General features: G+C 36.6%; 16 protein-coding genes and 1 tRNA gene. 6 read left to right on the top strand and 11 right to left on the bottom strand.

The features are described from left to right. Window positions 1–105: 105 nt before the first annotated feature. Window positions 106–1614: an OmpP1/FadL family transporter gene (locus tag MM236_RS16115; protein ID WP_241276025.1), complete on the top strand. Its 1509-nt coding sequence runs from the start codon at window positions 106–108 to the stop codon at window positions 1612–1614. Here the strand turns inward: MM236_RS16115 and MM236_RS16110 are convergent. From MM236_RS16110 to MM236_RS16100, 3 genes are read right to left on the bottom strand one after another with little or no spacing between them, the layout of a single operon-like run. Continuing rightward, on the bottom strand, window positions 1604–2134 hold the full coding sequence (locus MM236_RS16110) for a shikimate kinase (protein ID WP_241276024.1): 531 nt from the start codon (window positions 2132–2134) through the stop codon (window positions 1604–1606). The two genes, MM236_RS16115 and MM236_RS16110, sit on opposite strands and share 11 nt — an antisense overlap. Window positions 2135–2143: 9 nt before the next feature. Then, on the bottom strand, window positions 2144–3238 hold the full coding sequence (locus MM236_RS16105; protein WP_241276023.1) for a BT_3928 family protein: 1095 nt from the start codon (window positions 3236–3238) through the stop codon (window positions 2144–2146). Then, a complete protein-coding gene (locus MM236_RS16100) occupies window positions 3231–3776 on the bottom strand; it encodes a DUF1599 domain-containing protein (protein ID WP_241276022.1) in 546 nt (181 codons plus the stop codon). The genes MM236_RS16105 and MM236_RS16100 overlap by 8 nt, the downstream gene beginning before the upstream one ends. A gap of 14 nt (window positions 3777–3790) precedes the next feature. Between MM236_RS16100 and folP the strand changes: the two genes are divergently transcribed. Continuing rightward, window positions 3791–4675 (top strand): dihydropteroate synthase, encoded by an 885-nt coding sequence (gene folP / locus MM236_RS16095; protein WP_241276021.1) that lies wholly within the window; start codon window positions 3791–3793, stop codon window positions 4673–4675. Then, entirely contained in the window at window positions 4672–5544 is an 873-nt protein-coding gene (cdaA, locus tag MM236_RS16090; RefSeq protein WP_241276020.1) for a diadenylate cyclase CdaA, read from the top strand. The genes folP and cdaA overlap by 4 nt, the downstream gene beginning before the upstream one ends. Before the next feature lie 716 nt (window positions 5545–6260). On the opposite strand, the gene kbl is transcribed toward cdaA, so the two are convergent. Continuing rightward, window positions 6261–7457: a glycine C-acetyltransferase gene (gene kbl / locus MM236_RS16085; protein ID WP_241276019.1), complete on the bottom strand. Its 1197-nt coding sequence runs from the start codon at window positions 7455–7457 to the stop codon at window positions 6261–6263. 149 nt (window positions 7458–7606) lie between these two features. Between kbl and MM236_RS16080 the strand changes: the two genes are divergently transcribed. Then, window positions 7607–8560, top strand: coding sequence for an NAD-dependent epimerase/dehydratase family protein (locus tag MM236_RS16080; RefSeq protein WP_241276018.1), 954 nt, complete (start codon window positions 7607–7609; stop codon window positions 8558–8560). Between the two features lie 77 nt (window positions 8561–8637). Here the strand turns inward: MM236_RS16080 and MM236_RS16075 are convergent, their stop codons facing one another. From MM236_RS16075 to MM236_RS16050, 6 genes are all read right to left on the bottom strand, one after another. Then, window positions 8638–8988 carry a Spx/MgsR family RNA polymerase-binding regulatory protein gene (locus tag MM236_RS16075; protein WP_255742827.1) on the bottom strand — a complete coding sequence of 117 codons (351 nt, stop codon included), beginning with the start codon at window positions 8986–8988 and terminating at the stop codon, window positions 8638–8640. Between the two features lie 399 nt (window positions 8989–9387). Further along, complete coding sequence (hemL, locus tag MM236_RS16070; RefSeq protein WP_241276016.1) at window positions 9388–10683, bottom strand: glutamate-1-semialdehyde 2,1-aminomutase; 1296 nt, start codon at window positions 10681–10683, stop codon at window positions 9388–9390. 11 nt (window positions 10684–10694) lie between these two features. Next, window positions 10695–12368, bottom strand: a complete 1674-nt coding sequence (locus tag MM236_RS16065; protein ID WP_241276015.1) for an ABC transporter substrate-binding protein — start codon at window positions 12366–12368, stop codon at window positions 10695–10697. A 1064-nt stretch (window positions 12369–13432) separates the two neighbouring features. After that, window positions 13433–13517: transfer RNA gene (locus MM236_RS16060), tRNA-Ser, on the bottom strand. Window positions 13518–13767: 250 nt separating this feature from the next. Continuing rightward, window positions 13768–13989: a hypothetical protein gene (locus MM236_RS16055; protein WP_241276014.1), complete on the bottom strand. Its 222-nt coding sequence runs from the start codon at window positions 13987–13989 to the stop codon at window positions 13768–13770. A gap of 447 nt (window positions 13990–14436) precedes the next feature. After that, a complete protein-coding gene (locus tag MM236_RS16050) occupies window positions 14437–15351 on the bottom strand; it encodes an ATP-grasp domain-containing protein (RefSeq protein ID WP_241276013.1) in 915 nt (304 codons plus the stop codon). Window positions 15352–15450: 99 nt separating this feature from the next. On the opposite strand from MM236_RS16050, the gene MM236_RS16045 reads away from it, so the two are divergent. Continuing rightward, on the top strand, window positions 15451–16197 hold the full coding sequence (locus MM236_RS16045; RefSeq protein ID WP_241276012.1) for a polyprenol monophosphomannose synthase: 747 nt from the start codon (window positions 15451–15453) through the stop codon (window positions 16195–16197). On the opposite strand, the gene MM236_RS16040 is transcribed toward MM236_RS16045, so the two are convergent. Further along, window positions 16184–17401 (bottom strand): ABC transporter permease, encoded by a 1218-nt coding sequence (locus MM236_RS16040; protein ID WP_241276011.1) that lies wholly within the window; start codon window positions 17399–17401, stop codon window positions 16184–16186. The genes MM236_RS16045 and MM236_RS16040 overlap by 14 nt on opposite strands. 40 nt (window positions 17402–17441) lie before the next feature. Here MM236_RS16040 and MM236_RS16035 point away from each other — a divergent pair, with 40 nt between their 5' ends. Further along, window positions 17442–18653, top strand: a complete 1212-nt coding sequence (locus MM236_RS16035) for an exo-beta-N-acetylmuramidase NamZ family protein (RefSeq protein ID WP_241276099.1) — start codon at window positions 17442–17444, stop codon at window positions 18651–18653. Window positions 18654–19343 lie beyond the last annotated feature (690 nt).

Genomic DNA, 19343 nt, shown 5'->3' with positions numbered 1-19343 from the left:
TTTTTTTTTACTTTTTTCTATCTTTTTATCAATTCACTCGTTATATAACATATTGAGCATACAATTTGTACAGAATGCTCAACATTCTAAATCAAATTTAATTCTATGATTTCAATCAAAAAGTTAATACTTGGCTTCTTGGCTTCTGGCCTGATCCTATCGGAATCTTATGCACAGACATCTTATTTTGAAGATGCTTTGAGATTTAGTCAATTTAGATCAACAGGATCTGCAAGGATCAATGCCATAGGCGGAGCGCAAATGTCTCTTGGAGGCGATATATCTAATATTCACGGTAATGCTGCTGGTCTGGGATTCTTCAGAAGATCTGAATTTTCAATCTCACCTTCATTTGGCACATGGAATTCCGAATCAAATTTCTTGGGACGATTTCAAGATGATCGTACTCCAAACTTTAGTATTCCTAATCTAGGAGTAGTAATCAGTAGACCAAAAGGAGAACTACAGCCTGGAAGCTTCAGAGGAGGTTCTTTTGGTATTAGTTTCAATAGAACTGCGAATTTCAATAGCCAATTCGGATACTTTTCAGGAAACGAGAGAGATATTCCTGGCCTTAATAATTCCTTATTAGATTTTTATATTAATCAGTATACTAATTTTGGAGAACCTCCAGTTGGCGCGACAGACGGTTTGGTTCTGGATATAGAATTGGTACAAGGCAATCCTGCTTCAGGATATATCAAAGATCCTGAATATGCACTTGGAAATCCTTTCAATAGAGATGAACTAATAATTACTGAAGGAGGTATCAATCAAACATCATTCTCTTACGGTGCAAATTTCAATAACAAAATCTTTATCGGAGCAGGCTTGGGTATTTCTTCAGTAAACTTTTTCCAAAACAGGATTTATGGAGAAGAGTTTAGAGATGAACAAGATGAAGAAGCATTATATTATTCTATTGAGGACAATACACAAATCAATGGATTTGGAGCAAATATAAACTTTGGGATTATTTATAAACCAATCGAATCGATCAACTTGGGATTCAATTTCAAAAGTCCAACTTGGTATAGGTTGAATAAAGAAACTGATGCAAATATCATCGGTGATTTTTTCACCACAACAGGCCAATTTGAATTCACGGAGCGATCAGACAGTGACCTATTCATCAACACAACCACACTAAGCACGCCTCTAACACTTAGCGCAGGAGCTACTTTCTTTGTTGGAAAGAATGGCTTTATATCAGCTGATGTTGACTACTTAGATTATAGTCAAAATAGAATCAGTTCAAGAGATTTTGATACTTCTTTTGAAAACTCTGATATCCGAAATGCACTTGGATCTACTTTCAACTACAGAGTCGGAGGAGAATATAGAATTAATATTTGGAGACTTCGTGGTGGATATGGCTTCTATGGCAACCCTCTCGTGGATGATTCCTTTGATAGAACAACACAACAAATCTCAGGGGGAGTTGGTGTGAAACTCAGAAAAATGTATGTAGATTTTGCATTAATCAATTCGCAATTCAACACATTGTATAATTCTTATGCAATCTTCAATAATAGTGGACAAAATGTAGGTCCATTTACAGAAACTAAAAACAATATGACTCAGGGAATGCTAACTGTAGGCTTTAATTTCTAAAATAAGTCAAAAGTTCAGACACCAAAAGCTCAGTAGAGATATCCTCTCCACTGAGCTTTATTTTTGCCATATCATAGTATTGACCTCTCACTGCCAAAAGGTCTTTGAGTTTTAAGGTGATCTCGCCACTTGAAAGACCAGAAAACATTGGCCTATCACCACCAGAGTCTTTTGAAAGCCTTTTGAAAATTTCATTGATAGGAACATCAAGATAGACTGAAATACTCTTCTGGTTTATGGCATCCATATTATCATTGAAACATGGAGTTCCCCCTCCTGTGGACAACACAAACCCTTCTACAAAATCAAGAGCCTTATTCAAGTATTTTGTTTCTATTTCCCTAAAAGTCCCTTCCCCTTCATTCAAGAAAATATCCTTAATCTCTCTCCCTTCTTCCTTTTCTATCAAATGATCTAGATCTACGAATACAAAATTCAACTCCTTTGCAAGCTTTCTTCCAAAAGTTGATTTGCCAGATCCAGGCATACCCACCAAAACTATTTTCAAAGGTTTTCTCATGATTCAATGCTAAAACAATCCTATTACGGTTTCAGCTTTTGGCGTATTTCTGAAATGATATTTTTTTAATACCACCCCATCCTTGAGCAACATTATCCCTGGATTTGACCTCATGATTGTCTTTACTACTGTAGCATCGGCTTGATAGCTATCCATTTCCCAACCTCTTTGGGCTAAGAATGTGCTTATCTCCTCCTCAGATGATGCTGCTACAAATACTGTTTCAAGATTTGAGTTTTTCAATCCTTTTACCAAATCGTCAATTTCCTCCAAGTGACTTGTACCAATTTTTGACAAATAGGTAACCAAAATGACTACCTTGTTTCCAGACAAAATTTCATCTGTAAAATCCCCTTCCTCATTCCAAACAGCAAAATCTGAGATCTTTGGAAGCGCATCTTCATTCTTGAGTTTCATATCCACAAACTCATAACTCTCATCTGAAGGATACTGATCGAAAACATGCTCTTCACCATCTTTAGACATGATATAACTATATTCAAGAGGTGCTGATGGTTGCATTGCCACAGGAATATTGACACCCTCTTTGTAAGCCCTAAAATCTATAAATGGTAAATTTCTTATTGCTGTAATTGCCAATACCAAAGAAAAAACCAATGACAGCCTCGCAGTCCATAGTGCCCAAGATTGCTGATTGCTGTTGAGTTGGTTTCTAAAGAAAAACAATACCGCAATCAGAAAGAGTAAGATGATATCTTTATAAAAAGACTCCCAAGGAGTTAATTTGATCGCATCTCCAAAGCATCCGCAATCTGTGACTTTATCAAAATATGCTGAATAAAATGTCAAGAATGTGAAAAACAAAATCATCAACCCCAATGCCCAGACGGTAAACCTTAACCTCACTCCCAAAATCAACATGACACCAAGCACTACTTCTGCCACCACCATGACCACACCAATTTCCAAAGCAAAAGCTTTGAAATATTCAAAAAACGAGGCTATGTCGTAAGAAAACACATCAAAGTACTCTTCCAATTTGATCGCAGTCCCTACGGGATCGTTGACTTTTATTAATCCTGAGAAAATAAATAATCCACCGACTATGAGCCTGATGATGTATAGAATTACATTTTTAAGCATGATGACCTAGTTTGATAAGACAGAAAACTGCATAATTGATCATGTCTTGGTAGTTAGCTTCAACGCCCTCTGACACGATGGTTTTACCTTGATTATCTTCAATTTGTTTGACACGGTATAATTTCATCAGAATAATATCGGTGATGGAAGACACCCTCATATCCCTCCAAGCTTCTCCATAGTCATGGTTTTTATTTTCCAAAAGACTTCTAGTCGCATTTGCCCAGTGGTCATATAAAGGCTCCAGTTCCTCTACTCCCAACTCCAACCTATCATCGTCTTGCAAAGAAATCTGAATAAGAGCCATAATGCAATAATTGATGATCCCTACAAATTCATCTGAAATAGGGTCATTTACTTTTTGGTTACCTTTTTCCTGAATCGATCTCACACGTTGTGCTTTGATAAAAATCTGGTCAGTAATAGAAGGCAATCTCAGAATCCTCCATGCTGTGCCATAGTCAATTGTTTTCTTCTTAAAAAGTTCTTTACAAAGGTGGATAACTTGATTATATTCGCTGACAGTTTGCGTTTTCAAAGCAATTTAGTTTAATGGACAATATTTTAAATGCTACTTCGGGGATCGAAGATAAATTATTTCCCTCAAAAATAACACTTCGAAGTAAAGGAAAGCTACTTTTAATAGAAAGACCTTGGGTAATGGGAATTTTGAACATTACACCTGATTCATTTTTTGAAGGAAGTAGGGTTGGTAAAGATGAGGATAAAATATTAAAAAATGCAGCGGCGATGATATCGGATGGAGCCAACATTCTAGATATCGGAGGATACAGCAGCAGACCCGGTGCTCAAGAAGTCTCTCTTGCGGAAGAAATGGACAGAGTGATTGGTGCCATAGAGACTATAAAAAAAGTATTTCCGGAAATTTTGATTTCAATAGATACATTTCGATCAGAAGTCGCAAAAAAATCCGTCCAAAGTGGTGCAGATTTCGTTAATGACATTTCAGCTGGCACCTTGGATCCTCAAATGATCCCCGCTGTCGGAAAGCTTGATGTGCCTTACATTGCCATGCACATGAGGGGAAATCCAAGCAATATGCAAGGTCAGACGAACTATGAAGACATCATTTTGGAACTTTTGAAATATTTTTCTGAAAAAATGAACGAATGTAAAGAAGCTGGCATTAAAGATGTAATAATTGATCCAGGATTTGGTTTTGCGAAAAGTCTTGAACAAAATTATTGGATTCTCAAAAATTTATCTTATTTTAAGACTATTCAAGCACCTCTTTTAGTAGGATTATCTAGAAAGTCCATGATTTATAAAAAGCTGGACACTACTGCTGAGAATGCGCTCAATGGAACTACCGCCTTAAACATGGCCGCATTGATCAATGGAGCAAATATATTACGTGTGCATGATGTCAAAGAAGCAATAGAAACAGTCAAATTATATAAACAACTATACCCTTGAATTTACTTTTCAAAATAGGATTTTTAGAAATCTCCATCGTCAATATCATTGATATTACGTTAGTGAGCCTATTATTATATCAAGTTTACAAACTTCTGAGAGGAAGCGTTGCTATCAAGATTTTCTTGGGCTTTCTTTCCATCTATTTGGTGTATTTGATGGTAAGTGCATTCAGAATGGAATTACTGTCTATAATATTGGGACAGTTTATGGGTGTAGGTGTTATTGCAGCCATCATAATTTTCGCACCAGAAATCAGAAAGTTTCTGCTTATCATCGGAAGGTCATCAATCTTATCAAATGAAAATGTTTGGCAAGAATTGCTTTTCTGGAGAAAAAGAGAAACACAAGCTTTCAACATCAATCCAATCCTCGAAGCCTCAAAATCACTTTCTGGAACAAATATGGGTGCATTGATGGTCATTTCAAGAAATTCCGAATTGAAATTTTATGCAGAAAGTGGCGACATCATCGATGCTATTATCTCCAAAAGGTTACTGATTTCAATTTTCAATAAGTATAGCCCATTGCACGACGGGGCTGTGATAATCTACAACGGAAAAGTAAAAGCGGCAAGATGTATTTTACCTGTGACTGAACGTGATGTTCCTGCGCAGTTTGGTCTGCGACATAGAGCTGCAATCGGAATGTCGGAAGCCACAGATACGCTGATTTTAATTGTATCAGAAGAAACTGGTCAAATTTCATTGGCAAAAAATGGAAAGATTCTCCACAACCTATCATTTCAGGAAGTTAGGGAGTTTATCAATGATTATCTTACAGGAGTGGATATTGATGAAAAATTTGAACCAATCACAATCTATGAAAGAAATAGGTACCGAGGCAGCAGATCAGCTTCCACATCTTGAAATAGTTGGGGTCTTTCAAGTTGAGAAAAAAATATTCAATCATTCTGTGAAAAATATAAACAGAAAGGTCAAGAGATTTATTTCTCTTGACCTTTCTGTTTGAAATTAAATCCCGAAATTACTTGACATATCTGTCATTTTACTAAAGAAATTTTAGCCTAAAAGGGTTGAATGAACCGTGATGGCTTAACCATTTAATTCACCCCGGATTGCATAAGGCTTAATCAAGGGTTTTACACTCTTTAGTGCGCGATGGAATTGTTTGACATACTTTTCAATTGATTTAAACATTTTCAAAAGTCTTTCAATTGCCTCCCGATAAGGATGCGGGACAGGCTTTTCAGGGCAAAATCAACCACTCTCTAGCCTTTAAATAGGGTTAGAAACCCTAAGTTTAAATCCAATGCCCTGTCAGGGCATGACACTTGTCTCTTCTGAAAATAGTTGACACTTTTTTCTATTGTCTCGATCATGAAAATAGTTAGCACTTTCTCTTTCAATTAGAGGAGTTCAACCCACTTCGGGGTTGTTAGATGTCGTCACCAACTTTGATCCCCGGGTAGCAACCCGGGGCTATTTAAAGTTTAAACCTGCCAGTAGCAGGCAGGCACTTCGTGATTTTTGTCTTCTTGCATCTTGCTCTACCCCGCTTCTCACTTCTCGTCTCTCTGACTCTTAGGTTTTAGCTCTTGTATCTTAATTCTTGTGTCTAAAGTCTATTTAATCACTCCAAGCTCTTTTCCTACTTCAATGAATGCATTGATAGCTGTATCTAAATGCGCTTTATCATGACCTGCTGAGATTTGAACACGGATTCTGGCTTGTCCTTTTGGAACTACAGGATAGTAGAATCCAATGACGTAAATTCCTTTTTCCAATAGCTTCTCTGCCATCTTTTGAGACAAAACTGCTTCATAAAGCATAATAGGCACGATAGGATGCTCACCGGGCTTGATGTCAAAACCAGCTACGGTCATTTTCTCCCTGAAGTATTTTGTATTTTCCTCCAACTTATCCCTCAATTCAGTAGTCTCCGATAATAGATCAAACACTGCAATTGAAGCTCCTGTAATTGATGGAGCCAAAGTATTAGAAAACAAATAAGGACGTGATCTTTGTCTTAAAATCTCTATAATTTCCTTTTTCCCTGAAGTAAATCCTCCTGATGCACCTCCCAGCGCTTTTCCCAAAGTACCGGTGATAATGTCCATCTTTCCCATCACTCCTTTCAACTCATGAACTCCCCTGCCTGTTTTGCCCATAAATCCTGTTGAGTGGCACTCATCTGACATTACAAGGGCATTGTATTTTTCAGCTAACTCTACGATTTTATCCAATTGGGCGATGGTACCATCCATTGAGAACACGCCATCTGTTACGATGATTTTGCTCTTTGCTCCTTTGGCATCGGCATCTTGCAATTGCTTTTCCAAATCCTGCATGTCATTGTGCTGATACCTGAAACGCATCGCTTTGCAAAGTCTCACTCCATCAATAATGGAAGCATGGTTCAATGCATCAGAAATAATCGCATCTTCGGGTCCCAGAATAGGCTCAAAAACACCACCATTGGCATCAAAAGCTGCTGCATATAAAATTGTATCCTCAGTACCGAGAAATTTGGATATCTTTTCCTCAAGTTCTTTATGTATATCCTGCGTTCCGCAAATAAAGCGTACAGATGAAAGTCCAAAACCATGGGTATCAATAGCTGCCTTAGCTGCTTCAATCACTCTTGGATGTGATGACAATCCCAAATAATTGTTGGCGCAAAAATTCAAAACTTTCTGTCCTCCTTGGATTGTGATTTCAGCTGATTGTGGTGAGGTGATTATCCTTTCCTTTTTGAACAATCCAGCTTCTTCTATATCTTTTAACTCTTTTTCCAACTTGGGTTTAAGGGAATCAAACATAATATTTTGTTTTAAACATGAAATGTATGTGACATCAAATGGAATAAAATAAGAATCCTAAAATGAATTCATTATTTTTGTCTCAATCAATACCCAAATATATCAAAACCATCAGGGTCTAAAAAACCAAAGAGATCGAAAGTTTAAAAATGGAGAGAATTCTTATCATTGGAGCCGCAGGACAACTCGGTTCTGAATTAACACTTGCCCTTACTTCTCAGTATGGAGGAGAAAACGTCATCGCTACGGATATCAATCCAAAAGCTTTGGAAAAATTTGATTACTGCAAAACTGCTGTCCTCGACATCATGGACCATGAGGCTACAAGACAACTTGTTAAAAATGAAAATGTGAAGCAGATCTATCACCTTGCTGCAGTTTTATCAGCCACAGGAGAGAAAAACCCACTTTTTGCTTGGGGCTTGAATATGGACAGTTTACTTTTTATACTTGAATTGGCGAAGCAAGAAAAACTTGACAAAATATATTGGCCCTCCTCTATTGCTGTATTTGGACCAAATACTCCTAAAGTAAATACACCTCAATATTGTGTGAAAGAACCAAATACTGTCTATGGGATTTCTAAACAAGCTGGTGAAAGATGGTGTGAATATTATTTTCAAAAATCCGGAGTGGATGTAAGGAGCTTGAGATATCCTGGCTTGATAGGATACAAATCTTTACCTGGTGGTGGCACCACAGATTATGCTGTGGATATTTACCACAAAGCAATAGCGGGAGAACACTTTGTTTCTTTCTTGGGGGAGGATAGCTTTCTTCCTATGATGTACATGCCCGATGCGATCAAAGCAACCTTGGATTTGATGCATGCACCCAAAGAGCAAGTCAAAATCAGATCAAGTTATAATTTGTCGGCAATAAGCTTTTCTCCAAAAGAGATTTATGAAAGCATCAAAATCCATCACCCAGATTTCAGGATCTCTTATGAACCTGATTTTAGACAAGCAATTGCTGATAGTTGGCCGGATAGCATAGATGATACAAGTGCAAGGGAAGATTGGGGATGGAAACATGAATATGATCTGAAAAAAATGACAGAAGATATTCTAAGCAATTTGCCAGCATATTTGGTGAATTTTTAAAAAAAGGGGAGTAAAGCTATGCTTTACTCCCCTTTTTTTAAAAATTTTGATGATTCAAATGAATTTACACAGAAACATTACAACTGCTCCTTAATCTGATCAGGTTCAAATCCCAACACTATTTTTCCATCAGGAAATTCCACAATGGGTCTCTTGATCATCGAGCTCTTTTGTACTAGAACTACTAATGCTGACTTCTCGGCTTCAAGTTTCTTTTTATCTTCATCTTCCAGCTTTCGATAAGTGGTCCCTCGCTTGTTGATCAAAGCTTCATATCCTACTTTATCTGCAAACCTGACCAAAAGTGCTCCGTCCGGAGCATGCTTCTTATAATCTACAAACTCATATTCAATCCCCTCTGACTCCAAGAAATCAAAGGTTTTTTTCATTGTATTACAGTTTTTGATACCATATACTCTTACTTGCATGATTTTGTTGTTTAGATGTTAAATGTTAAAATCGTTAAAGGGTAATTTGGGTAATGGTTGATTGGGTTCATTAATTTAATTTTGTGAGATGGAAAAGACCAACATAATAGGGATGTCTATGCCTTTGTCTCGTCCTGAAAATACTTGACACTTTTTTTATACTTAACCTCTCATTTTATAGGCAAGTCATTTCGACTAAAGGAGCCTGCCCCGTAGAATTACGGGGAGAAATCTCGTACTGAATTTCACACTCCAACTTCAATTTTAACTTTCCATTTTCAAATAGGGACGAGACCTCCCCGCAATTCTGCGGGACAAGCTTCTCCCGAATGCTTTCGGGATCGAGGTGACTTATGTCTTTTCTTACTTCTTGTCTCTCGCTTCTCGTCTCTTAGTAGTCTACTTACCCAATATCTCTTTCAAAGATTCCTCATTTGCAGTTATAATTTGAGAAATCAAATCATCTGTCAATGCTGTTGACAAAAACAAGCTCTCAAATTGGGAAGGTGCCAGGTAGATTCCTTTGTGAAGCATTGATTGGAAGTATTTTCCAAAAAGAGCAGTGTCAGAATGCTTTGCTGATTCAAAATCAAAGATTTCTTTATCAGTGAAGAAAAGACTGAACATACTTCCTATATGGTTGATAGTATAGTTCAACCCAAGTTTATCCAAAGAATTTCTATATCCTGTCACAATCTTGTCTCCAATTGAATCCAAAGTTGCATAAACTTCTGGAGTAGAATTAAGGTGATGAAGCATTGCCAAACCAGCCGCCATTGCAATTGGATTGCCGGACAAAGTACCTGCTTGATAGACAGGACCTGCTGGGGAAACGAACTCCATGATTTCTTTTTTTCCACCATAAGCTCCTACAGGCATACCTCCACCGATGATTTTACCCAATGTTGTCATATCTGGAGTTACTCCAAAGATTTCTTGAGCACCACCTTTAGCCAATCTAAAACCTGTCATTACTTCATCAAAAATCAATACAATCCCTTCACGATCGCAGATTTTCCTCAAGCCTTCCAAATATCCAGCCTTCGGCAAAACCAGACCCATATTTCCAGGAACTGGCTCAAGTATTAGGGCAGCAACTTCGTTTTTATTGGCTAGAACCAATTTTTCTATTGCCTCTAGATCATTGTATGGAGCAAGCAAAGTGTCTTTTGCTGTACCTTTGGTCACCCCAGGAGAATCAGGAGCTCCCATCGTAATAGCACCAGATCCTGCTGCTATCAAAAAGGAATCACCATGTCCATGGTAGTGTCCTTCCATTTTGATGAACTTATCTTTTCCGGTAAATCCTCTAGCTACCCTGATTGCTGACATGGTGGCTTCTGTTCCAGAATTTACCATTCTGACTTTTTCAATAGAAGGAACCATTCCTGTAATCAATTCTGCGATCTCAACTTCCCTAGCTGTAGGAGCACCGAATGAAGTACCATTTTCCATGGCTTTGATGATGGCTTCTTTGATCATTGGGTGATTGTGACCAAGTATCATTGGCCCCCAGCTATTGATCAGCTCAATGTAGCTGTTGCCATCTACATCTGTAATGTGTGCACCTGAAGCTTTTTCAATAAAAACGGGATCTCCTCCAACTGCCCTAAAGGCTCTTACAGGAGAGTTTACGCCACCAGGAATATAATTTTGTGCCTTTTCAAACAAGGCTTTGCTTTTACTAATTTGCATTGAAATTTGTTTTATTTTTCCTCTAACATCCCATTTTCCAATTTCAAAATTGGAACATAGGTATTATTTCTACTATTTCTAAAATCCAGCCCATAGGAAATTTTCCCTTCTACTCTTCCGGAATCATCTAAATTCTTCCTGAAATCAAATCCCTTAGAATGATTGATTGTCGTTGCAACCCAATTCATAAGCTCATAACCTAGGTGTGCATTAAGGGACGGAAATGATTGGTTGACTGAAAAGAAGTCTTCCCTAAACTCATCTAGTTCAGAACTTCCAAATTGTATGGTATTGTTTGAAATAAAATAAAAATTCTGATTTTGAAGCATTTCGAAATTCGCAAAATTGAAATACAGCCAAGTATCCATCACTACAACAGGAATGCTCCCCGCTATTGATTCGAGAAGTCCAAAAGTTGGAGAAGCCACATTAGGATCATCACTCAAAATGACAACTATATCTGCATTGGCAGTTCTACTACCACTTCTAAAATTTAAATCATCAAAAAATCTCCGCACACTTCTCTCGTTTACTTCCTGATTAGCAACTACTTGATAACCAAAAGAAGAAGCTTCATCTGCAATTTTTTTTGCTAGTTGTTCGTCACGGATCGAATTGGAATAACCAATCGCAATTCTCTTTCCGTCTAGGTACTTTCTGCTATATTCTAAAAATCCTCGTGAAATAGAAGTGATTGATGGCCTGAATAGGTACGCAAAATCATAAGTTTCCAATTTATCATCAACATTGGAAAGTGGGTTGATAAATGGTATTTGATTAGCTTCTGCAAAATTAGCGACAACGTCTGTTTCTTCTGGATAGAGAGGTCCAATTATCAAATCAACATTATTAAAAAAAGGATCTGCGAAGATGGTTTTGATTTTGGCAGAATTCCTTTCTGTATCAAAAGTCCTTACATTGAGCTTCACTCCTTTTCTTTTGGCTTCATTGATAGCAAAATTAATCCCTTGGTAAAGCTCAAAAATAAAATTACCCTCAGACAAATTGCTTACTCCTTTTCCTCCAGAGTAATTGAACGGTAATATAATAGCAATATCTAAAACGTCATCTTTTTTTGTATTTCGCTGCTTTGAATCCTTTTCTTTGTTCTCATTTAGATTGACGTTTTTTATCTGATTATATATGTTACGATCATTTGAAGACATTACAGTCTGCTTTTCGAGTTGATTTTTCAATGCAAGGACATAGCCATTATTATTCTCGTATTTTCTAATATTAGCGACGAGGTAACTTACCGATGCCTCTTTCAGAAAATTAAATGATGCATTTTCAGCATCAGATTTTACATCTTTGTCCTTTATAAGGAGAATTTCGGATAAAGCCTCAGAATTGTTCCCTTCTTCAAAATGTATCAAAGCCATCAAGTAATGAACATCATCAATTTTATCCCAAGTCCTTTCCGAAATTAAAGGTGTCAAAGTTGTTTTCGCGAGTGTTAGTTGCTTATTTGAATAGGCAGCTTGAGAAAAGTGATAAGTGGCATATTTTGACAACTCACCATACTCCTTTTCATCAAAGTATGGGCGAAGCAAATCCATAGCCTCTTTATAATTCCCATAACCTATCAATGTTTTTGCTCTGTTATAACTTGAAAGCTGATCTTGTGCGTATGATTCAAGAAAAAATATTGAAACAAACAGAATCAAAAGGTAAGTACTTTTCATAGTTCGATTTTTCAGGTAAAAAGGGCAAATTTCGTTCCCATTCTTTGGGGTTACGAATTTAATCCATTTTCATGTCATAGAAAAGAAAAAAGCGAATGCAGATATATGTATATAAACCAATGATGAATAGACCATTCAAAATACACTCAAAAAGCTATCTGAAAGCATACGAAGAATAATAAAAACCTAAAACAACCATTGATCAAGGTTTTTTATTAAGTCAAGCTTCAAAAACAGACTTTTACAAACTAGTGTTCTATAATTTGGAACATTTCGTACCTAAATAAAATTCTCTTCAATCTATTTTCATCTATGAACCCTACGTGGATGCACAGGTGACTGTCAAAAACTTGGCTGTCAAAAACAGTCTACAGCTCTTACCCTAGCTGATTGAAATAATCTTCAAACAATATTATAAATGGCTACTGGTGTAGACTCTAATATATACATATAAAAATATTTAGAGTGAACATCAATGCTCTTTTAACATTTCACGTACTGTTCATTGACTCTCTATTTTGATTGAATTAACTGTGAAAAACATAACGATTTGATATCAATAAGCATCAAATGATGTATTTGAGACTTTCATTGAAATACTTTTACAACCGTAATTCTGGCATAAATATGCTTTTGATTTCCCTTTAAATTTCGGGCTGTTTTGAGATAATAGAGAATACTGAATGTTTTTTCAATCATTTTTGCTCACTTTTTAGGATTAAACTTAATAAAAAGTGAGTTCTTCGTCAAGAGATTCGATCATAGAACATGTTGTAAATCAGTAATTTACAATCATTCTGGTGAGTCATTTTGATCAACAAAAAAGACTCACCGAATTACGCATCTTAAGATTAAAATATTTGCAAAATTTGACTAAAAGAAGCCTTAAAACGCAAAAAACTCACATCTTTTGAATGTGAGTTTTTTGCTATTAAATCTGTAAAATATTGGTCAAAAACCCTGTTTTTAGCCTGTTTAGGGCGTTTTTGAGTTTTTTTGGTGAGTACTTTTCAAAATCAATTTTTATAACTTGTTGAATTTGAAAGATTTAAACACCCTTTTCGCAGAGGAGGAGGGATTCGAACCCCCGGTACCTCACGGTACAACGGTTTTCAAGACCGCCGCGATCGACCACTCTGCCACTCCTCTGTTAAACTTTGACTTAAACACAAACTAAACCTACAACACTAATCTTAAAAATGGCTTGAAATTCACCTTTCTTAATTTGATTTCGTGACAAATTTGCTTGTCTTAAGGATTGCAAAGGTAGCTTGAATACTTAAATTTCCAAACTCTTACTTCTTAAAAATAAATTAAAACCCTTAATCACCTGATTGTCTGATAGAAAATTTTATTGAAAAAATCAATTCATTAAGTTATGACTACATGCCTGACATTTTCAGTTCAAAAAATCTGCTTCCTTTTCCTCATTTTCCTTAAGAGACATCCAATAAAGATAGATAAATCCGAGCTGAGGAATTAAGACTAACAATGCCTTTGACAACAACGAAGTGGAAGCATCCTTGAATTCAAGCCCATACATATTACCCAGTAATAAAAACACTACCACCGATATCAATGCAAAAACATTTGCAATAACCAATTTTGTTGTATTCTTCATGTTCTGAAAATTTAGTTAACTGAAATATAAGCTCTCTTTTCGATACTACTATGCTACACAAGTATCATCGCTCCTATCACGAATATGATATTAAATTTTGACTTTACAAATTCATAATTCGCTGAATTATAATGATAAAACCTAATTTAAACTAATTTTTTAAAAATAAAATACTTATATAAAAAACTAAATGAATATCGTGAATTGTTATTTGCATTTTAACCCACTTTCACCAATTCTATTAACAAGAAAAAAAAGTGTGTTATTATAAAAAAAATTTTTAAATCTAGTGAGTAGTTATCGTATTTGATGACAAATTATATGGTCACTATGAAAAAACTGCTTTTCTCGGTCATTGTACTTATTGTTATTTCGAGCTGATGCTCTACCAGCAAAATCAAATATAGTGGAGCTTAACCAGCTCTTCAGAAGTTACTTTTGGTAGTATTAGATTTTGGGAATCCTGAAATCTGATAGACTCGCTAAACAATCTTCGATCGCTGATTTATAGTTGGTCAATCCGGATTCAGATTTGCAAAGAAAAAGATAGGGTTCTATCAGCTCAAGCTCCATCAACAAAAACTCACCTCCCCTCCAAACTCCATCCACACGTGCATATAAAGTCCCCTTTGCGAAATCATTGACCAAACCTTGCAAATACTTCAGTTGAACTCCATCTGGTTGTACATTTGATATTTGACCTCCATAAAAATGCTGCACCCGAAAATCCCCACTTTTGGCACTTTTCAAAACAGCATGTGAAAAAACCCCATTAAAGAAAATATATGAATACTCCCCTACATTTACCACCTCATCTATGAATGGCTGTATTATAAAACTTTCAAATTTGAGCAAATCCTCAACCTTTGAAACAACCTCTGCACAATTTCTCTCGTTCACGGAAAAAGTGTTTTTTGCTCCCCCGCTTATTGTAGGTTTTATAATTAAACTATCTGTTTGGAATAAATCGAAAAATTCTTCAAACCCCATAAAAGAGCTCCCTTTTTCAAGAAAAAATGTCTGCACAATGGAATAACCTGCAGCCTCAATTTCTTTCAAATAATGCTTGTCCGTATTCCATAAAACAGTATCTATGCTATTGATCATCGGTATTTTTAGATTCGAAATTTTAGTACACCAGTCTTTGAACTCTTCGAACCTATCGAAATAATCCCACGGTGATTTTAACATAATAACCTTATACTTCGCCCAATCTACTGTCTGATCTGACCAGATCTCAAAAGCATGGTCTAAATTGAGTTCATCTAAGATGTTTTTAAGCAATTCATCTTCATCTGCTATACCATCAGCTACATAAGATCCTTTTGCTTCATAAGTAATAACTGCGATTTTGGGTTTCATAACAAGCCTATTTATCAAACTAAAATCCGAAATTATATCATTTTATCAGTATTTCGTTAATTAAACGATCAATTAATCTTATTTTTGAAACTTGTATTTATGAAAAAAGGAAAGCTAGTAATCATCCCTACTTACAACGAACAGGAAAACATCCTGGATATGGTTCATGCAGTGATGAACCTAGAGGGTGATTTTGAACTTTTGGTCATTGACGACAATTCACCAGATGGCACTGCATTGATAGTTACAAAACTGCAGAATGCTTTTCCCGAACGCCTACATTTATTACAAAGAAAAGGAAAGCTTGGATTGGGCACAGCATATATTGCTGGTTTCAAATATTCCATCGAAAAGGGATATCAATATGTATTTGAGATGGATGCAGATTTTTCCCACAATCCATCAGACTTGGTAAAACTCCACAAGGCTTGTGCTGAAGATGGTTTTGATATGGCCATTGGATCTCGTTACATTACAGGTGTAAATGTGGTAAACTGGCCAATGGGAAGGGTTTTGATGTCATTTTTTGCGAGTAAATATGTCCAATTTATTACAGGGCTGCCAATCAAAGACACCACTGCGGGATTCAAGTGTTATTCAATTAATGTATTGAAGGCTATGAATTTGGACAAAATCAAATTTATTGGCTATGCATTCCAGATTGAGATGAAATTCACTGCCTGGAAATTGGGGTTCAAAATAATCGAAGTACCTATAATTTTCACAGATCGAACGAAAGGAACTTCAAAAATGAGTAGAGGTATTTTCAAAGAAGCGATTTTGGGCGTCCTTTACATGAAAATCAGAAGCTTTTTCAAAACCTACAAACCTGTCAATCAAACTTGATTGATTTGATCGGTTTGATATTGCTGATCAGCATTGCCGGTATGAAAAGTACAAGGGTCGTAACCAATAAAACAACCAAATTCAAAATTATAAAAACTGGCCAGTTCCAGTGGATCGGAACAAAGCTCATGTAATAATTTTCAGGATCTAATGGGATGATCCTAAACTGCTCTTGGAGCCACCCAAAGCCTAATCCAATCGCATTTCCCAACAGCAACCCTCTTCCGATTATCCTCACACCATTCCATACAAAAATGCTTCTAATTTGCGCATTTTTAGCACCGACAGCTTTTAATACCCCAATCATCTGTGTTCTTTCCATGATCAAGATAAACAATATTGAAACCATGTTGAATGCTGCCACAAATAGAATTAGAGTAAGGAACACATATACATTGTTATTCAACAAAAGTAACCAATCAAAAATCTCCATGTATTTCTCTGTGACTTTGATAAGCTTCAAGTCAAAATCCAAAAAATCATACAACGGCTCCGAATACAGATCCATTTTCTTCGGATCATCTACAAATATCTCATAACCACCCACTTGATCATCACTCCAGCCATTGAGATTCCTGATAGTTTGGATATCACCAAGTAGAATTTTATCATCAAAATTTTCCAAAAAAGTCTCATAAATCCCAACTATCGTCAACCTCCTAAACCTCGGTGGCTCCTGGACAAAATACATTGTAACTTGATCGCCAAGATTCAGCAGCAACTTGTTGGCTATCTTTTTGCTCAATACAATTTCATTACTGGCAGAAGAGTCAGAAAATTGGATAAAGCGTCCCTGAATGATGGAGGTCTTGAAACTTAATGAATCAAAATCAGGCCCCACCCCTTTCATCAAGACACCTTCTACTTCTTCGTCTCCTTTCAGTAAACCAGGTTTATGGGCAAATACTTGAACATGATTGATGAAGCCAAGGTCTTTATGATTTTTGAAAAAATCAGAATTGGTAGAGATGGGCGATTCTTCAAAAGCATTTCCGGAAACAAATTTTAACCCTTGAAAATGACCCGTAAAAGAAAAAACTTTATTGGATATCTCATTTTGAAATCCACCAAGAATCATAAATGATATCATCGTGATTGCCAATCCTATTGCGACACTGGCAACGGCAATTCGATGAATTGTCCCGGTAAAACCTCCGGTCCTCTTAAAACTGATTCTCTGGGCGATGAAATAGGATATGTTCAACGAAATTTATTATTTTGATGGAAATCTAGCGCAAATTAACATGAAGCAATTGAAAATCTTAGTCCTTATCTCATTTTTACTTCAAAGCTTTGCCTTTTGCAAAAGCCCCGAGAAGAAAAACAATAATTTTTCAGAAGAAAAAACCATAGACAAGCCTCGAACAATAATTCCTGGTGCGGATCGTCCTGAGGAATACCTATCCTTGCTTGAAGGTAAAAAAATAGGCTTAGTTGTAAACCAGACGAGTATTCTTACCACAAAAGACAATATTCACTTGGTAGACTTCCTCATGATGGAGGGGATCGATGTAGTCAAAGTATTTGTGCCAGAGCATGGGTTTAGGGGCGATGCAGATGCAGGCGAAGCCGTAAACAATGAAGTGGACATAAGGACTGGTTTACCATTGGAGTCTTTGTATGGAAATAACAAAAAACCTTCCGCAGCTGCTTTGAAAGATATCGACTTGATAATCTATGACCTCCAAGATGTAGGATTGAGATTTTACACTTATATCAGTACAATGCATTATGTCATGGAAAGTGCTGCCGAAAATCAAGTACCAATGTTGATTTTGGACAGACCAAACCCAAATGGTGAATACACGGACGGCCCAGTTTTGAAGAAAGGCTTTGAAAGTTTCGTTGGCGTGCATCAAATCCCCGTAGTCCATGGTCTCACTGTAGCCGAGCTTGCCCAAATGATAAACGGTGAAGGCTGGCTAAAAAACAAAGTGACAGCAGATGTCAGTATTATAAAAGTGGAGAATTGGACAAAAGAAATGCCCTATAATCTTCCTGTAAAACCTTCCCCAAACTTACCCAATGATCTATCAATCCGACTCTACCCATCACTTTGTTTTTTCGAAGGAACGGATATTTCGGTAGGACGAGGAACGTATTTTCCTTTTCAAGTCTATGGATATCCAGATAAAAAATATGGGGATTTTTCATTTGAACCACTGAGTATTGAAGGGATGTCCAAAACTCCTCCGCATCAGAACAAAGTATGCTATGGAAAGGACCTTAGAAACGAACCACTTACGCACCAATTCACATTGGAGTACTTGATAGATGCTTACCAAATCTCTGGTAAAAAAGAAAAATTCTTCAATAATTTCTTCGACAAACTAGCCGGAACCGACCAACTCAGAAAGGACATCCTTGCTGGAAAATCCGCTGAAGAAATCAAAGCCTCTTGGCAATCAGATCTTCAAAAATTCAAGGAACAAAGTAAACCTTATTTGCTGTACTAAAACCTTTGACAAATAAATCTTCGAGTGCGCGACGACGCACTCGAAGGTTTATCGAATATCTCCTCTTTGACAAATCTTATTTTTTCTTTCAAATAAAAAAATCATCTCCTTCATGGTTGATTGCAACTCCTTCGTTGTCTTCTCTCTCGTTTCTTAATCTTCAATTTTCAATAATTCAATGTTCGACCCTTTCAGGGTCGTTTGACCACATACTTGTTTTTTCATCCCCCCCCGGTTTCACCGAGGGCTATTGAAATGTTAAAGCCCTTCAGGCTTGTATCTTCTTATTTGTATCTCGTACCCTTAATCTTTACTAGTGTATCACAATCTACTTTCTCGTTTCTCGCTACTTAATATTCAATTATCAACAATTCATTGTTCGACCCTTCAGGGTCGTGTGACACAACACTTGTTTTTTCATCCCCCCGGTTTCACCGAGGGCTATTGAAATGTTAAAGCCCTTCAGGCTTGCATCTTCTTATTTGTATCTCGTACACTTAATCTTTACTAGTGTATCTCACTCTACCTTCTCGTCTCTCGCTACTTAATATTAAATTATCAATAATTCATTGTTCGACCCTTCAGGGTCGTGTGACACAACACTTGTTTTTTCATCCCCCCGGTTTCACCTAGGGCTATTGAAATGTTAAAGCCCTTCAGGCTTGCATCTTCTTATTTGTATCTCGTACA

Origin of the sequence: Belliella calami (assembly GCF_022549695.1) — a bacterium.
Taxonomy (GTDB): Bacteria; Bacteroidota; Bacteroidia; order Cytophagales; family Cyclobacteriaceae; genus Belliella; species Belliella calami.
This window is presented reverse-complemented; position numbering and strand designations above follow the sequence as displayed.

What these genes read in the sequence shown, in the direction of transcription:
- MM236_RS16115 (WP_241276025.1), top strand. Translation starts at nt 106, where the DNA reads ATGATTTCAATCAAAAAGTTAATACTTGGCTTCTTGGCTTCTGGCCTG.
- MM236_RS16065 (WP_241276015.1), bottom strand. Translation starts at nt 12,368, where the DNA reads ATGAAAAGTACTTACCTTTTGATTCTGTTTGTTTCAATATTTTTTCTT.
- folP (WP_241276021.1), top strand. Translation starts at nt 3,791, where the DNA reads ATGGACAATATTTTAAATGCTACTTCGGGGATCGAAGATAAATTATTT.
- MM236_RS16050 (WP_241276013.1), bottom strand. Translation starts at nt 15,351, where the DNA reads ATGAAACCCAAAATCGCAGTTATTACTTATGAAGCAAAAGGATCTTAT.
- MM236_RS16080 (WP_241276018.1), top strand. Translation starts at nt 7,607, where the DNA reads ATGGAGAGAATTCTTATCATTGGAGCCGCAGGACAACTCGGTTCTGAA.
- kbl (WP_241276019.1), bottom strand. Translation starts at nt 7,457, where the DNA reads ATGTTTGATTCCCTTAAACCCAAGTTGGAAAAAGAGTTAAAAGATATA.
- MM236_RS16055 (WP_241276014.1), bottom strand. Translation starts at nt 13,989, where the DNA reads ATGAAGAATACAACAAAATTGGTTATTGCAAATGTTTTTGCATTGATA.
- MM236_RS16075 (WP_255742827.1), bottom strand. Translation starts at nt 8,988, where the DNA reads ATGCAAGTAAGAGTATATGGTATCAAAAACTGTAATACAATGAAAAAA.
- MM236_RS16105 (WP_241276023.1), bottom strand. Translation starts at nt 3,238, where the DNA reads ATGCTTAAAAATGTAATTCTATACATCATCAGGCTCATAGTCGGTGGA.
- hemL (WP_241276016.1), bottom strand. Translation starts at nt 10,683, where the DNA reads ATGCAAATTAGTAAAAGCAAAGCCTTGTTTGAAAAGGCACAAAATTAT.
- MM236_RS16110 (WP_241276024.1), bottom strand. Translation starts at nt 2,134, where the DNA reads ATGAGAAAACCTTTGAAAATAGTTTTGGTGGGTATGCCTGGATCTGGC.
- MM236_RS16045 (WP_241276012.1), top strand. Translation starts at nt 15,451, where the DNA reads ATGAAAAAAGGAAAGCTAGTAATCATCCCTACTTACAACGAACAGGAA.
- MM236_RS16035 (WP_241276099.1), top strand. Translation starts at nt 17,442, where the DNA reads ATGAAGCAATTGAAAATCTTAGTCCTTATCTCATTTTTACTTCAAAGC.